General features: G+C 70.7%; 13 protein-coding genes. 4 read left to right on the forward strand and 9 right to left on the reverse strand.

The annotated features are described in order from the left end of the window. Positions 1–224: 224 nt before the first annotated feature. From J5Y10_RS16600 to J5Y10_RS16615, 4 genes are all read left to right on the forward strand, one after another. Positions 225–716: an Lrp/AsnC family transcriptional regulator gene (locus tag J5Y10_RS16600; protein ID WP_245214796.1), complete on the forward strand. Its 492-nt coding sequence runs from the start codon at positions 225–227 to the stop codon at positions 714–716. Positions 717–763: 47 nt separating this feature from the next. Further along, positions 764–1,465: a GntR family transcriptional regulator gene (locus tag J5Y10_RS16605; RefSeq protein ID WP_209375153.1), complete on the forward strand. Its 702-nt coding sequence runs from the start codon at positions 764–766 to the stop codon at positions 1,463–1,465. 81 nt (positions 1,466–1,546) lie between these two features. Further along, entirely contained in the window at positions 1,547–3,127 is a 1,581-nt protein-coding gene (locus J5Y10_RS16610; RefSeq protein ID WP_408901588.1) for an ABC transporter substrate-binding protein, read from the forward strand. Continuing rightward, complete coding sequence (locus J5Y10_RS16615) at positions 3,127–4,470, forward strand: LLM class flavin-dependent oxidoreductase (RefSeq protein WP_209375155.1); 1,344 nt, start codon at positions 3,127–3,129, stop codon at positions 4,468–4,470. The genes J5Y10_RS16610 and J5Y10_RS16615 overlap by 1 nt, the downstream gene beginning before the upstream one ends. 3 nt (positions 4,471–4,473) lie before the next feature. Here J5Y10_RS16615 and J5Y10_RS16620 read toward each other — a convergent pair whose 3' ends face one another. The 9 genes from J5Y10_RS16620 to carA all read right to left on the reverse strand — a co-directional run bounded on the left by J5Y10_RS16620 (position 4,474) and on the right by carA (position 15,180). Continuing rightward, positions 4,474–6,597, reverse strand: coding sequence for a PBP1A family penicillin-binding protein (locus tag J5Y10_RS16620; protein WP_342452945.1), 2,124 nt, complete (start codon positions 6,595–6,597; stop codon positions 4,474–4,476). A 223-nt stretch (positions 6,598–6,820) separates the two neighbouring features. After that, entirely contained in the window at positions 6,821–7,273 is a 453-nt protein-coding gene (locus J5Y10_RS16625) for a hypothetical protein (protein WP_209375156.1), read from the reverse strand. A gap of 78 nt (positions 7,274–7,351) precedes the next feature. Then, the gene (locus tag J5Y10_RS16630) at positions 7,352–8,584 is read right to left on the reverse strand and encodes a threonine ammonia-lyase (protein ID WP_209375157.1); all 1,233 of its coding nucleotides are present in this window, start codon (positions 8,582–8,584) and stop codon (positions 7,352–7,354) included. A 10-nt stretch (positions 8,585–8,594) separates the two neighbouring features. Further along, the gene (gene greA, locus J5Y10_RS16635; protein WP_209375158.1) at positions 8,595–9,065 is read right to left on the reverse strand and encodes a transcription elongation factor GreA; all 471 of its coding nucleotides are present in this window, start codon (positions 9,063–9,065) and stop codon (positions 8,595–8,597) included. A 190-nt stretch (positions 9,066–9,255) separates the two neighbouring features. Then, positions 9,256–12,504: a carbamoyl-phosphate synthase large subunit gene (gene carB / locus J5Y10_RS16640; protein WP_209375159.1), complete on the reverse strand. Its 3,249-nt coding sequence runs from the start codon at positions 12,502–12,504 to the stop codon at positions 9,256–9,258. An 11-nt stretch (positions 12,505–12,515) separates the two neighbouring features. Continuing rightward, positions 12,516–12,902, reverse strand: coding sequence for a hypothetical protein (locus J5Y10_RS16645; protein WP_209375160.1), 387 nt, complete (start codon positions 12,900–12,902; stop codon positions 12,516–12,518). Beyond that, positions 12,902–13,147, reverse strand: coding sequence for a hypothetical protein (locus J5Y10_RS16650; RefSeq protein WP_209375161.1), 246 nt, complete (start codon positions 13,145–13,147; stop codon positions 12,902–12,904). Before J5Y10_RS16650 ends, J5Y10_RS16645 begins: the two co-directional genes overlap by 1 nt. Further along, positions 13,144–13,776, reverse strand: coding sequence for a LysE family translocator (locus tag J5Y10_RS16655; protein ID WP_209375162.1), 633 nt, complete (start codon positions 13,774–13,776; stop codon positions 13,144–13,146). Before J5Y10_RS16655 ends, J5Y10_RS16650 begins: the two co-directional genes overlap by 4 nt. Further along, a complete protein-coding gene (carA, locus tag J5Y10_RS16660) occupies positions 13,777–15,180 on the reverse strand; it encodes a glutamine-hydrolyzing carbamoyl-phosphate synthase small subunit (protein WP_209375267.1) in 1,404 nt (467 codons plus the stop codon). Positions 15,181–15,231: the final 51 nt, after the last annotated feature.

The following is a 15,231-nucleotide window of genomic DNA, read 5'->3' on the forward strand; positions in this document are numbered from 1 at the left end:
TGTCCTGAAGGCAGTGCAGAGTCGCAGCGCCACCATATCGGTGCGCGCGCCGCGTTGCACCACCCCTGCATCCCGATCCGGTGAGCCGGGCCTTGAAGCCGCCCCCCCGCTCAGAGGATAGTCCAGGGTGGAGCGTCCGGCCCGCAGCATGGGTCGCCAAGTCTGAACCTGGACCCCTGACCCCAAGATTGGCCCCGGAAGACGGCCCGAGAGAAGAACCGACCTTGAAAGACCCCGGCAACGGCTTTGCGCCTGGCGCCCTCGACGCAACCGACCGGGAGATCCTGCGCGAGCTGCAGGACGATGGGCGCATGACGAACGTGGCGCTGGCGGCAAGGGTCGGCCTGTCCGCGCCGCCCTGCCTGCGCCGCGTCCGCCGGCTGGAGGAGACGGGGGTGATCCGCGGCTACCACGCCGATGTGGACCCCGCCTCCCTCGGCTGGGAGATCACCTTCTTCGCCGTGGTCGGGCTGGAGAGCCAGAAGCTGCCCGTGCTGGAGTCCTTCGAGGCCATGGTGCGGGACTGGCCGGAGGTGCGGGAGTGCCACATGATCCGCGGCGGCGGCGACTTCCTGCTGCGCTTGGTGGCCCGCAACCCCGCGCATGAGAACGAACTGACGAACCGGCTGACCGGCTCTGAACTCGTCATGCATGTCCGCACCCTCCAGACCATCCGTACCTCCAAGGACGAGGCCGGGGTGCCTGTAGAGGGCTGACGCCAGCCGGGCTAAGATGCCGCGAATTTCGAAATTCGGAGTGTTCCTTGCCCGAGGACCGCGAGGTCTCCTCCACCCAGGCCAGCCGCGTCTATGCCCGCCTGCGGGATGATGTGATCGCCGGCGCCCTCGCGCCCGGTAGCAAGTTGGCGCTGGACGGGCTGCGTGCCCGCTACGGCGTGGGCATGACGCCTCTGCGGGAGGCGCTGTACCGGCTCTCCGCCACCCTGCTGGTGGAGGCGCATGACCAGCGCGGCTTCCGTGTGGCGGCGCTCAACCTCGTCCATTTCGAGCAGGTCGTGTGCGCGCGGGAGCGGCTGGAAACGCTGATGCTGGAGGATTCCATCCGGGCCGGCGATCTGGCCTGGGCGGAGCGTGTCGAGGCATCGCACGCCGCGCTCCGCGCCCTGCCGATGTATGCCTCCGCCGGATCTGACGCGCTGAACCCTGACTGGCGCCGGGCGCATCACGCGTTCCACTACGAGATCCTCTCCGGCAGCCGCCACTTCATCCAGGACATGTTCCACGCGATCCTGTGGGACCATTCCAGCCGCTATCGGAACATCCTCCGCCCCCCGCCGCTGGACGAGGCCCTGCTTCGGACCGACCACGCGCGGCTGGCAGAGGCGGTGCTGGCGCGGGACGGCGAGATGGCCGTCTTGGTCCTGTGCCGCCACATCCGCCACGGCTCCGCCGCCATCCTAAAGGCTCTTCAGGGGGCGGCCGGAGATAATTTCGAAAATACTTGACCCCTCATTGCTTGCGCCTAGGCTCGTCCGAAACGGAAACGCAGTCGGCACGGCGCCACACCGGACCGGGGGTATCGGATGATCGGACGCAGAGGGATCCTCGCCATGGCCGGCGGGGCGGCGCTGGGCGCGCCTTCCCTGGCAAAGGCTCAGGCGGAGCGCACCCTGCGCTTCATCCCGCAGACGGATATCACGAGCTACGACCCGGTCTTCTCCTCCACCCAGGTCACACGCAACTACGCCTACCTCGTCTACGACACGCTCTTCGGCCTGGATAAGAACCTTCTGCCCCAGCCCCAGATGGCCGAGGGCTTCACCACCGAGGATGGCGGAAAGCGCTGGACGATCCGCCTGCGCCCCGACCTCGCCTTCCACGACGGCACGCCCGTCCTCGCCCGGGACTGCGCGGCCAGCATCCGCCGCTGGGGATCGCGCGATCCCTTCGGCCTCTCCCTCATGGCCGCGACGGACGCGATCGAGACGCCGGACGACCGCACCCTCGTCTTCCGGCTGAACAAGGCATTCCCGCTGCTGACCTTCGGCCTGGCGAAATCCACCGCCAATTGCGCAGCCATCATGCCGGAGCGGCTGGCCAGGACCCCCGCGCACCAGCAGGTCACGGAAGTCATGGGCAGCGGACCCTTCCGGCTGCTCCGCGACGAGAGCGTGATGGGCGCCCGCATCCTCTTCGCCCGGAACGACAGGTATCGCCCGCGCGAGGGCGGGGAGCCCGGCTGGACCGCCGGCCCAAAAGTCGCGCACTTCGACCGTGTGGAGTGGGTCATCATCCCCGACGCCTCGACCGCCGCAGCGGCCCTGCAGAACGGCGAAGTGGACTGGTGGGAGACGCCGACCCCGGACTACCTCCCCCTGCTCGGCCGCCGGCGCGAGCTGGCGGTGGAGGTGAACGACCCCTCCGGCGGCATGCCAGTGATGCGCTTCAACTTCCTGCACCCGCCCTTCGACAATCCGGCCATCCGCCGCGCCGTGCTGGCCGCCACGAGCCAGCTGGACTTCATGCAGGCCATGGCGGGCACGGACCCGAGCCTGTTCCGCACGGGCGTCGGCTTCTTTCCGCCGGGCACGCCCTATGCCAGCGATGCCGGCCTCTCCGTCCTCAGCGACACGCCGGACCTCGCCAAGGCGCGGCGCGATATCCAGGCCGCCGGCTACAAGGGCGAGCAGGTGGTGGTGCTCGGCCCCGGCGACCGCGCCTCAGTGAAAGCCGCGAGCGACGTGGCGGCGGACCTGCTGGCGAAGATCGGCCTGAACGTCGATTACCAGGTGGCGGACTGGGGCACGGTGAACGCCAAGGCCGTGAAGAAGGACGCGCCCGACCAGGGCGGCTGGAGCGTGTATTTCGGCATCTGGAGCGGGCTCTCCGTCATTAACCCCGCCGTCCACCAATCGCTCCAGGGCAATGGCGCCAAGGCTTGGACGGGCTGGCCGGACCTGCCGGAACTGGAGGCGCTTCGCCAGTCCTGGTTCGACGCGCCGGACCTGCCCGCCCAGCAGCGCGCGGCCCGCGCCATCCAGGAGCGCGCCTTCCAGGACGTGCCCTACGTCCCGCTCGGCCAGTTCTTCGCCCCGGTGGCCTATCGCCGGAACCTGACGGGCATGGTGACAGGCTTCCCTGTCTTCTGGAACGTGAGGCGGGCCTGATGCCGATGAATAAAATGGTGCTCGCCGCCAATGCCAACGCCGCCGGCAGCCATGTCGGCGAATGGCGCCACCCCGATGCCTGGGACCACCCGGCCGCGAACATTCGCAACGCCGTGCGGCTGGCGCAGATCGCCGAGGCCGGGAAGTTCGACCTCCTCTTCCTGGCCGACGGCAACGGGGTCCGGCAGCTCGACAAGCCCGACCTGTTCCGCGCCACCAGCCCCTCCGACCGGCCGGGCGTTTTCGAGCCGGTGACGCTGCTCTCCGCCCTGGCGATGGCGACGCGGCACATCGGCCTCGTTGCCACCGCCACCACCACCTATGACGAACCCTTCCACGTCGCGCGCCGCTTCGCCTCGCTCGACCATATCAGCGGCGGCCGCGCCGGCTGGAACCTTGTGACCACCTCCAACCCCGAGGACGCGCTGAACTTCAGCCACAGCGAGCATGTGGCGCGGGACACGCGCTACGCACGCGCCGGCGAGTTCGCGGCGGTGGTGAAAGGCTTGTGGGACAGCTGGGCGGACGATGCCTTCCCGCAGGACAAGGCGAGCGGCACCTTCCTGCGCCCGGAGAAGGTCCACATGCTCGACCACGCGGGCGAGCATTTCCGGGTGCGCGGCCCGCTGAACGCGCCGCGCTCGCCGCAGGGGCACCCCGTGATCTTCTCCGCCGGGCAGTCCGAGACGGGCAAGGACCTTTCCGCGCAGCACGCGGACTGTGTTTTCGCGATCGAGGGCAACCTGGCCAACGCGCAGCGCCTCTACGCCGACATCAAGGGCCGCTTGCCGAAGTTCGGCCGCGCCGCCGACGCCATGCGGATCCTGGCGGGCGTGACGATCTTCGTCGGCGAGACCGAGGCCGAGGCGGACGCGCTGTTCCAGGAGCTGGAGGATCTCGTCCCACCTGCCGTGGGCGTGGACTACCTCTCCAAGATGCTCGGCCGGTCCATGCGGGACCTCCCGCTGGACGAGCCGATGCCCGAGCTCGACGAGGAACATGTCGGCCACACCGGCATCGGCAAGGCCATCCTCCGCGTCGCGCGGGAGGAGGGGCTGACCGTGCGACAGACCTATCAGCGCATCCTGCCGCAGATGGGCGGCAACATGTTCAAGGGCGACGCGAGGCGGATCGCCGACATCATGGAGGAATGGTTCACCACGGGCGGCTGCGACGGCTTCATGATCGCCGCCCCGGTCGTCCCGACGGGGCTGGAGCGCTTCATCCGGCTCGTGGTGCCGGAACTGCGGCGGCGCGGGCTGTTCCGCGAGGAGTACGAGGGCCCGACCCTGCGGGACAACCTCGGCCTGGCACGGCCGGCCAATCCCTTCTTCCCCAGCTAAGCCCTACTGCCCCGACCAGACGCCCCGTCCGGCCTCCCGCGCCTCCGTCTCGCTCCGCCGAAGCTCGGGTGCGGCGTCGGCGCTGGCGCGGCCGCCGCCGTTGAACAGCACCACGTCGGATAGGTCGCGCCCTTCCACGTTGCAGCGATGGGCGCCGTCCGAGACGGGTTCGCAGACCACCTCCCGCCCGGCGAGGTAGAGGGCGAGCTGGCGGGCGTACTCCCCGCGCATGCCGATCACCCCGGTCAGCTGCAGGGCGCGGTTGCCGATCCGCAGCGTGGCGGTGTCCACCACGTTCGCCACGCCCCGGACCGGCGGGGCGCCGCGGGCTGGTTCCGCCGTGCGGGCGGGCGTGGTGGCGGGCATCGGGGCCTCCGCGGTCTTCGCGCGGTCCGCGTTGCGGACGAAGTCCTGCCAGATGCGGGCGGGCAGGGCGCCGCCGGTCACGTTCCGCATGGGGGAGTTGTCGTCATTCCCCACCCAGACGCCGACGACCACATCCGCGGTCATCCCGATGAACCAGGCGTCACGGCTGTCCTGGGTGGTGCCGGTCTTGCCCGCCACGGGCCGGTCCAGCCGCGCGGCGGTGCCGGTGCCGTTCTGGACCACGGCCAGCATCAGCTCCAGCAATCCCTGCTGGGCGGCAGGGGAAAGGATCGGGGCGCCGCCGGGCATGGTGTCCGGCCGGGTGAACAGCGCCCGATCCCGCGCGCGGACGCTGCGGACGATGTAGGGCTCCACCGCCCGGTTGCCCGCGGCCGCGGCGAAGGCGGAGGTCATCTCCAGCAGCGTCGCCTCTCCGGCGCCGAGGGAGACGGCGGGCGCGTCCGGCATCTCCGAGCGCAGCCCCAACTTCCGCGCCATGTCCAGCACCCGCCGCCGGCCGAGCTGCGTGTAGAGCTGCACCGCCACGGTGTTCACGGAATGGGCGAAGGCGTCCTTCAGGCTCATCGGGCCGAGGAACCGATCCCCGTAGTTGCCGGGCTCCCAATCGCCGATCCGCACGGGCTGGTCGACCACGGTGGTGCTCGGCGTCATCCCTGATTCGAGCGCGGCGGCGTAGGTGAAGAGCTTGAAGAGGGAGCCGGGCTGCCGGCGGGCCTGGGTGACACGGTTGAATTGGCTGGTCGCGTAGTCCCGCCCGCCCACGGCGGCCAGCACGGCGCCGTCATGCGTCATGGCCAGCAGGGCGGCCTGGCTGGCATTCACACGCTTTCCCTCGCCGTCCAACCAGCCTGCCACAACCTTTTCCGCCAGGTCCTGCAGGGCCGGGTCCAGCGTGGTGCGGACGGAAAGGTCCACGGGCAGGGGGCCGATCAGGCGCCGCGCCTCGGCCTCGACCCAGTCGGCGAAGTAGCCACGGCCGGTGGAGGTCTCCGGCGGGGCGCGCAGAACCGGGGGAGCGGCGCGTGCGGCCGTGACGGCCTCCGGCGTGGCGTGGCCGGTCTCCTGCATAACGGAGAGCACGAGCTCGGCCCGCCTCCAGGCACCCTCCGGATTGCGGTTGGGCGCGAGGCTGGAAGGGGCGCGGACCAGGCCGGCGAGCATCGCCGCCTCGCCCAGGCTCAGCTCCGAGGCGCCCTTGCCGAAATAGCGGCGGGCGGCGGCGTCCGCCCCCCAGGCGCCGGCGCCGAAATAGGCCGAGTTGAGGTAGCGGGCGAGGATCTCCTCCTTGCTCAGCCGCGCCTCCAGCCAGAAGGCGATCACCGCCTCCTGGATCTTGCGGGTGAGAGAGCGGTCCTGGGACAGGTAGCTCAGCCGGGCCAGCTGCTGGGTGATGGTGCTGGCCCCCTGCCGCGCCCGCCCGGCCTCCGCGTTCCGCAGCACGGCGCGGATCAGGCCGCGCGGGTCGACCCCGAGATGGTCGTGGAAGCGGCGATCCTCGATCGCGACGATGGCGTCGGCCAGAGGCCTGGGGAGCTTGTCCGCCTCGATCGCATCGCCCCGCAGCACGCCCCGGGCGGCGAAGGCGGTGCCGTCGCGGGATTCGAGGATGAGGGAGGCCGGCGTGGCGTCCGGCTGCATGCCCCCGCCGACGGGAACCTGGAACATGATCCAGGCGAGGGAGCCCAGGCCGAGCAGCGCAAGAAGGCAGATGGCGAGGAGCACCCGGCCGGGCCGCAGCACGCTACGCAGTCTCCCGAGGACGCGGCCGACAGGGTGTGCCCGCCGGGGTTGGGGTGCGGCGGCCGAGAACGCCGGCTGAGGCGGCGGTGCCGGGGCGGGCGGCGGCAGGGTCGCGGGTTCCGCGCCCACCACTGGTCCTGCCCCGGCTTCCCTCTCGGGCCGGCCGAAGCTGTTGCGTCCCGTTCCGCGGGCCATGCTCAACCCCGCCCTGGCCGGATCGGCATCAGCGGACGGGATCGACCCAACGGCTCCGCTCCGGCGTGCGGGCCGTGGCGGAGGTGGAGGCGGCGGGCTGGAGGAGCGCGGCGGGGGCGGCCGGCGCTGCCTGCGGCGCAGCTGCCGCCAGGGCCGGGGTCGGGCTGGCGGGCGGGAGCGGCTGCGCCGCAACCGGCGCGGGCGGGGCAGGGGAGGCGGACCGGGGCGAGGCGGCCGCGAGGACCGGCGCTTCGGAGGGCGGAGGAGCCGGGTTCCCCCGTGCCGGGGCGGCCCGGCGCGCGCGGCGGGGCGCGGCGTAGCGGGGCGCGGGTGCGGAGAGGCGCAGGCCGAAGATGCTGGCGATCGCCGCCTCCGGCCCCCAGCTCCGGCCACGCCGCCCCGCCTCTGCCTCTGAAGGAACCAGCAGGGAAAAGGCCAGCACGGCCATGACCAGGGGGATCGTGCGGGCAAGGGCGGACACGGAAGGACACCTCCAGGCGGCTACTCGCCCCGGAGAACCGTTCGGACGCCCATCCGGTTGCGCCATGGCCCGCCTGTGTCAGCCGCGGCGCACCACGTAGTCGCCGGCTTCCAGCGCGGCGATCAGCGCCGTGCCCTGGGCGGCGTCGCGCACCTCGATCATCAGTTCCAGCTCCGTGGATTGCACGGTGGGGGCGCCGAAGAGCTGCTGGTGCTTCACCTCGATCACGTTCCCCCCGGCTGCCGAGATGCGGCGAGAGATGTCGGCGAGCACGCCGGGGCGGTCGGGAATGTCGAAATGCAGGCGCAGGATGCGGCCGTCGCGCAGGAGCTGCCGCAGGAGCACGTTGGAGAGGGCCCGCGCGTCGATGTTGCCGCCGCAGACGGGGGTGCCCACGCGCCGGCCGGCGAACCGGGCAGGGTGGGCCAGAAGGGCGGCAACGCCGGTAGCGCCCGCGCCTTCGGCCACCACCTTCGCGCCCTCGGCCAGCAGGGCGATGCCCTGCTCCACCGCGCGTTCCGGCACCACCAGGACTTCGATGCCCAGGCGCCGCAGCAGGGCCAGCGGGGCCTCGCCCACGTCGCGCACGGCTATGCCCTCGGCGATGGTCGGGCCGCCGACAGAGACGGGCTGGCCCGCCAGGCGCTGCGCCATGGCCGGATAGCCCTCCACCTCCACCCCGTAGATGCGGAGGTTCGGGTTCATCTCAAGCGCCGCCGCGGCACATCCGGCCAGCAGCCCGCCGCCGCCCACGGGGAAGATGAGCGTATCGAGGGCCGGGGCATCCTCCAGCATCTCGATCGCCATCGTGCCCTGGCCCGCGATCACGCCGGGGTCGTCATAGGGATGGATGAAGGTCAGCCCCTCGCGCAAGGCCAGCGCGTGGGCATGGGCCGCGGCCTCGGCCAGGGTCTCGCCGTGGAGCACCACCGCGGCGCCCCAGCTCTCCGTCCGCACCACCTTCGTGGCAGGGGTGAAGCGCGGCATGACGATGGTGGCGCGGACGCCAAGCAGGCTGGCGTGGCGCGCCACGGCCTGGGCGTGGTTGCCGGCCGACATGGCGATCACGCCCGTCGCCCTCTCCCGCGCCGTCAGCAGGGCGAGGCGGTTCGCCGCCCCGCGTTCCTTGAAGGCGCCGGTGGCCTGGAGATTGTCCAGCTTCAGCCAAACGTCGCAGCCCGTCGCGCGGCCCACGGCCGGGGCCGGGATGGTGGGCGTGCGCATCACGGCGCCACGGATCCGCTCCGCCGCCGCCCGCACATCGGCGAGCGTGACGGCCGGCGCCACCAGGGCGTCCGCGACGGCGCTCATCACGGCCGCCTCAGAAGACGACCTTGGTGATCTCGACGGAGCGGGCGCCGCCCGGCGCCGGGACCTCCACACTGTCACCCACCTTGCGCCCGATCAGCGCCTTGGCGAGCGGGGAGGAGATGGAGATCGACCCGTTCTTCATGTCCGCCTCATAGGCGCCGATGATCCGGTAGGTCTTCTCGTCCTCCGTCTCCTCATCGACGATCGTGACCCTCGCGCCGAAGCGCACCTGGTCGCCGGACATCTTGGAGACGTCGATCACCTCGACGGAGGGGATCACCCCCTCCAGGTCGGCGATGCGGCCCTCGATGAAGGACTGCTTCTCGCGCGCCGCGTGGTACTCGGCATTTTCCGAGAGATCGCCATGGGCGCGCGCCTCCGCGATGGCGCGGATCACGGCCGGGCGCTCCTCGGCGCGCAGGACGCGCAGCTCGTCCTCGAGACGAGCGAGGCCCTCGGCGGTCATCGGGAACTTCTGCATGGCGGGTTTCCCCCGGGACTGGCGGTCACGTCTCACGAAACCGGCCCCGCACCCCTTCATGGGGCACCGGGCCGGCCTAGATGCGGCCGCCGCGCCCCCGCAAGGGGGACGCGGCGGCTGAAACACTTGGGGCGGGTGCCGGCCTTTCGGCCGGTCCCGCCCCGGATAGGGTGGGGTCCCGAAGGGCCCCTTACGAGAACGAAGGCTGAAAATACGCCTGGAGCGGCGCCACATCAAGAGTGCCCGCCCGGAGCGCCGCGATGGCGTGAACCGCCGCCCGCGCACCCGCCACGGTTGTGTAGTGCGGGACCCCCTGGGTCAGCGCCCCGCGGCGGATGTCGAAGCTGTCGGAGACGGAGCGCCCGCCGCCGGTGGTGTTGATCACCAGCTGGATCTCGCCGGACTTGATGGCGTCCACGCAGTCCGGGCGGCCTTCCAGCACCTTGTTCACCACGCGCACGGCCAGCCCCGCCTCCCGCAGCCGCGCCGCGGTGCCGCGGGTGGCCATGATGTCGAAGCCCATCTCCGCCAGGCGGCGGGCGAGGGAGACGGCCGCGTGCTTGTCGGAATCCTTCACCGAGATGAAGGCCGTGCCCTTCTCCGGGAGCTTCACCCCCGCGCCCATCTGGGACTTGAGGAAGGCGCGCTCGAAGGAGAGGTCGAGGCCCATCACCTCGCCGGTGGACTTCATCTCCGGGCCCAGCAGCACGTCCACGCCGGGGAAGCGGTTGAAGGGGAAGACCGCCTCCTTCACCGCCACGTGCCGGTTGATGACGGTGTCGTCCAGCTTGAACTCGGCCAGCCGGGCGCCGGCCATCACGCGTGCACCGATCTTCGCCACGGCCACGCCCGTGGCCTTCGCCACGAAGGGCACGGTGCGGGAGGCGCGGGGGTTCACCTCCAGCACGAAGATCTCGCCGTCCTTCACCGCGTACTGCACGTTCATCAGGCCACGCACCTTCAGCGCGCGGGCCATGGCCTCCGTCTCCGCCTTCAGTTCCGTCACCACTGCGGGCGGCAGGGAGTAGGGGGGGAGGGAGCAGGCGCTGTCGCCGGAATGGATACCGGCCTCCTCGATGTGCTCCATGACCCCGGCAACGTAGACCTCGCCGTCGGCGTCGGCGATGCAGTCCACGTCCACCTCGATCGCGTCCTGCAGGTACTGGTCAATGAGGATGGGGTTCTCGCCCGAAACCTTCACCGCCTCCTTGCCGAAGCGCAGGAGCTGCTCGTGGTTGTGCGCGATCTCCATCGCCCGGCCGCCGAGCACGTAGGAGGGGCGCACCACCACCGGGTAGCCGATGCGCTCCGCCTCCTTCGCCGCCTCATCGAGGTTGCGGGCGATGCCGTTCTGCGGCTGCTGCAGGCCAAGGCCCTGGAGAAGCTGCTGGAAGCGCTCCCGGTCCTCCGCGATGTCGATGGCCTCGGCGGAGGTGCCGAGGATGGGAATGCCCGCCTTGTCCAGCGCCTGGGAGAGCTTCAGCGGCGTCTGCCCGCCATACTGCACGATGCAGCCGAGCAGCGTGCCCTTTTCCTGCTCCTTGCGGATCAGGGCGATCACGTCCTCGCCCGTCAGCGGCTCGAAGTAGAGGCGGTCGGAGGTGTCGTAGTCGGTGGAGACGGTCTCAGGGTTGCAGTTGACCATGATGGTCTCGAACCCGGCCTCGCGCAGGGCATAGGCGGCGTGGACGCAGCAGTAGTCGAACTCGATCCCCTGGCCGATCCGGTTCGGACCGCCGCCGAGGATCACCACCTTCTGCCGGTCCGTCGGGTCGCTCTCGCAGACCGGCGTGCCGAAGCCGCCCTCATAGGTGGAGTACATGTAGGGGGTGGAGGAGGCGAACTCTGCCGCGCAGGTGTCGATGCGCTTGTACACGGGGTTCACGCCCAGCCGCTCGCGCCGCACCTGCACCTCCGGCTCGTGCAGCCCGGCCAGCTTCGCCAGGCGCTTGTCGGAGAAGCCCATGGCCTTCAGGCGGCGGAAGCCGGTGGCGTCGGTCGGCAACCCGTGCTCGATCACGCCGGCCTCGGCGCGCACGATCTTCTCAGCCTCCCGGATGAACCAGGGGTCGAACTTGCAGGCGTTGTGGATCGTCTCCACCGAAAGCCCGGCGCGCAGCGCCTGGGCCACCGTCAGGATGCGGTCCGGCGTCGGCGTGGCCAGCGCGCCAATCATCGCCTCCTCGGAGCCATCGCCGGGGATGGTGATCTCGTCCAGGCCGGAAAGCCCCGTCTCCAGCCCGCGCAGGCCCTTCTGCAAGGCCTCCGCGAAGGAGCGGCCGATGGCCATCGTCTCGCCCACCGACTTCATGGCGGTGGTCAGCGTCGCCGGGGTGCCCGGGAATTTCTCGAAGGTGAAGCGGGGAATCTTCACGACCACGTAGTCGATCGTCGGCTCGAAGGCGGCCGGGGTGGTCTTGGTGATGTCGTTCGCCAATTCGTCCAGCGTGTAGCCCACCGCCAGCTTCGCCGCGATCTTGGCGATCGGGAAGCCGGTGGCCTTGGAAGCCAGCGCGGAGGAGCGGGAGACGCGCGGGTTCATCTCGATGACGACCATGCGGCCATCCACCGGGTTAATCCCAAACTGCACGTTGGAGCCGCCGGTATCCACGCCGATCTCGCGCAGGCAGGCGATGCTGGCATCGCGCATGCGCTGGTATTCCTTGTCCGTCAGCGTCAGCGCCGGTGCGATCGTCACGCTGTCGCCGGTATGGACGCCCATCGGGTCCAGGTTCTCGATGGAGCAGACGATGATGCAGTTGTCCGCGGAATCGCGGACCACCTCCATCTCGAACTCCTTCCAGCCGAGCACGCTCTCCTCGATCAGCACCTCGGTCGTCATGGAGGCGTCGAGGCCGGCGGCCACGATCTGCTCGAACTCCTCCTTGTTATAGGCGATGCCGCCGCCCGTACCGCCGAGCGTGAAGCTCGGGCGGATGACGCAGGGCAGCTTCACCAGCTCCAGCGCCGCGCGCGCCTCCTCCATGGAGTGCGCGATGCCGGAACGCGGGCTCTCGATGCCGATCTTCGTCATGGCATCGCGGAACTTCAGCCGATCCTCGGCCTTGTCGATCACCTCGGCCTTGGCGCCGATCAGCTCGCAGCCGTACTTCGCCAGCACCCCGGCCTCGGCCAGCTTCAGCGCGGTGTTCAGCGCGGTCTGACCGCCCATGGTGGGCAGGATGGCGTCCGGCCGCTCCTTGGCGATGATCTTCTCCACCACCTCGGTCGTGATCGGCTCGATATAGGTGGCGTCGGCCAGCTCCGGGTCCGTCATGATCGTGGCGGGATTGGAGTTCACCAGGATCACGCGGTAGCCCTCGGCGCGCAGCGCCTTGCAGGCCTGGGCGCCGGAATAGTCGAACTCGCAGGCCTGGCCGATGATGATCGGCCCGGCGCCGATAATCATGATGGATTGGATGTCGGTGCGCTTCGGCATGGGCGTTCCGTTCAGCGAGAGGGCGGGACGGCGGGCGGGGCCGCGTCGGGAAGGTTGCGCAGCAGCAGGATCGCCACCGGCACATGGGCGAGGACAAGGGCGCCGGCCACGGCGCCTGGCCCGGCATCGGGCGCGAGCCCGGCGAGAGGGTTCGAGCCGTCCCACCAGGCCAGCCCGTGCAGGGCCAGGGATCCGATAAGGGCCGCGGTCACCCGCAGGGCGGGCGTGAGGAAGAGCTTGAGCGCCCAGCGGATCAGGAGCGTGGTGGCCGCGCAGGCCGCCGCAAAGAGCGCGTAGGTGATCGCGAAGAGGTAGATGGCCTGCACCAGCGTCAGGTCCAGGATCAGCGCCAGCACGCCGATCATCGCGATGGCGCCGGCAATCAGCTGCACGCTCATCATGCCCTCCCCAGGAAAGGCCGGCCGAGCAGGTAGAGCACGGCATGCACCCCCGCCCAGAGCCCGGCGGCCAGGGCACGCCCGCCCCCGTGATCGTCATCCGCGAAGAACACGATCCCGCCGAGCGCGACGAAGGAGAGTGCGACCCCGCGCAGCCACGCCTTGTCCCGCGGCTGGCCCACGCGGGTCAGCGCCCACCAGGCCAGCAGGGAAAGGGGCAGCGCCAGGATCAGCAGGCGGATCATGCGCGGCGGTCCGTCGCCAGCTTCACGGCCAGCAGCGCCAGCGCCCCGCCGAGCACCCAGCGCTGCACCGCCAGCCAGGCCGGGCGCGTCGAGAGGAAGCGCGCAACGCCACCGGCACCCGCCACCATCACCGCGTCGGAGACCGTGCAGATGGCGATCTGGACCGCACCGAGGATGAGACCCTGCGCGAAGAGGCTGCCGCGCGCCGGGTCCATGAAGGCCGGCAGGATGGCGACGTAGAACAGCGCCACCTTTGGGTTCAGCGCCGCGGTGGCGAAGCCCAGGGTGAACAGGCGCACCCCGCTCTCCGGGGGGATGGGCCGCGGTGAGAAAAGTGCCTGCCCGCCCGGCCGAAGGCTCTGCCACGCCAGCCAGCCGAGATAGGCGGCACCGGCCAGCCGCATGCCGTCATAGGCATAGGGCACGGCCAGCAGCGCGGCCGTCACGCCCAGCGCCGCGCCGAGCATGATGACGAGGCTGCCGAACTGGCACCCGATCAGCGACAGCATCCCCGCCCGCGTCCCCTGGGTCAGCGTGCGCGACACCAGGTAGAACAGGTTCGGCCCGGGCGTGAGCGCGAGCCCGACCGAGAGCGCCGCGAAGGCGAGGAGGGAGGCGAGGGAGGGCATTCAGCCCGCCTTCACCCGCTCGATCATGGCGGTGAAGCGGTGGAACAGGTGGTGGCTGTCGCTCGGGCCCGGCGAGGCCTCCGGGTGGTACTGCACGGAGAAGGCGTTGCGCGCCTCGCAGGCGATGCCCTCGTTCGAGCTGTCGAAGAGGCTGACATGCGTGACCTTCACACCCTCGGGCAGCGACTTGTCGTCCACCGCGAAGCCGTGGTTCTGGCTGGTGATCTCCACCTTGCCGGTGGCGAGGTCCTTCACCGGCTGGTTCGCGCCACGATGGCCGCGGTCCAGCTTGTAGGTCTTCGCGCCCAGAGCGAGCGCGAGGAGCTGGTGGCCGAGGCAGATGCCGAAGACCGGCTTGCCCGCGTCCAGCACGCCCCGGATGACCGGCACCGCGTACTCGCCCGTCGCCGCCGGGTCGCCGGGGCCATTGGAGAGGAACACGCCGTCCGGCCCGTGCCGCAGGATCTCCTCCGCGGTCGCGGTGGCGGGCACCACCGTCACCTCGCAGCCGGCATCGGCGAGGCAGCGCAGGATGTTGCGCTTGGCGCCGTAATCCACCGCGACGACCTTGTGCTTCGGCTGCGTCTTCTTCGCGTAGCCCTCACCCCAGGCCCAGAGCCCGCCATCCCACTTGTAGGACTGGGTGCAGGAGACCTGCTTCGCCAGGTCCATCCCTTCCAGACCCGGCCAGCCCGCCGCCTCGGCGCGGAGCGCCGGCAGGTCGAAGGTGCCGTCGGGGGAATGGCAGATCACGCCGTTGGGGGCGCCGGCATCCCGGATCAGGACCGTGAGCGCCCTTGTGTCCACCCCGGAGATGCCGGGCAGGCCGTTGCTCTTCAGCCAGTCGTCCAGGTCGCGCGTGGCGCGGTAGTTGGACGGCTCCGTAATGTCCGCCTTCACCACCAGCCCGAGCGCGGCGGCGGTAGTGGCCTCGGCGTCCTCGGCATTGGCGCCGACATTGCCGATATGGGGGAAGGTGAAGGTGATGATCTGGCCGGCATAGGACGGGTCGGTCAGCGTCTCCTGGTAGCCGGTCATGCCCGTGTTGAAGCAGACCTCGCCGACCTTCTTGCCGACCGCCCCGAAGCCACGGCCCCAGACCACCTCGCCATTGCCCAGCACGAGGCAGGCCGTCGCTCCCTCGGGCACGGCGTCGGCGTCCGGGGCGGGGGTGGCGGCAGGGCTCATCTCGGGCTCCGGGGTCGGGTGGATCTGCGGTTCGGCGTCAGGATGGGGAAGATCTGCCAGGGTCAGGCCGGTGGCGGCCAGGACCGCCGTCCAGTGACGAGGCGGGATGGCGCGGGCCTGGCGCCACTTGCGGATGGCCTCCGTGCCCACGCCGCAATGCGCCGCCGCAGCGCTGGCGCCACCCATCAGGGTTAGAATCTGCTCGACCGTCCGCATGGCCAACATATGTGGGAAATGTCTTCCCATTGGAAGGCCGGTCGGCATGTT

The organism is Roseomonas indoligenes (genome assembly GCF_017813365.1).
GTDB lineage: Bacteria > Pseudomonadota > Alphaproteobacteria > Acetobacterales > Acetobacteraceae > Roseomonas > Roseomonas indoligenes.

Coding starts and splice junctions, on each gene's coding strand:
- J5Y10_RS16655 (WP_209375162.1), bottom strand. CDS start 13,776: ATGCCCTCCCTCGCCTCCCTCCTCGCCTTCGCGGCGCTCTCGGTCGGG.
- greA (WP_209375158.1), bottom strand. CDS start 9,065: ATGCAGAAGTTCCCGATGACCGCCGAGGGCCTCGCTCGTCTCGAGGAC.
- J5Y10_RS16650 (WP_209375161.1), bottom strand. CDS start 13,147: ATGATCCGCCTGCTGATCCTGGCGCTGCCCCTTTCCCTGCTGGCCTGG.
- J5Y10_RS16630 (WP_209375157.1), bottom strand. CDS start 8,584: ATGAGCGCCGTCGCGGACGCCCTGGTGGCGCCGGCCGTCACGCTCGCC.
- J5Y10_RS16645 (WP_209375160.1), bottom strand. CDS start 12,902: ATGAGCGTGCAGCTGATTGCCGGCGCCATCGCGATGATCGGCGTGCTG.
- carB (WP_209375159.1), bottom strand. CDS start 12,504: ATGCCGAAGCGCACCGACATCCAATCCATCATGATTATCGGCGCCGGG.
- J5Y10_RS16615 (WP_209375155.1), top strand. CDS start 3,127: ATGCCGATGAATAAAATGGTGCTCGCCGCCAATGCCAACGCCGCCGGC.
- carA (WP_209375267.1), bottom strand. CDS start 15,180: ATGCGGACGGTCGAGCAGATTCTAACCCTGATGGGTGGCGCCAGCGCT.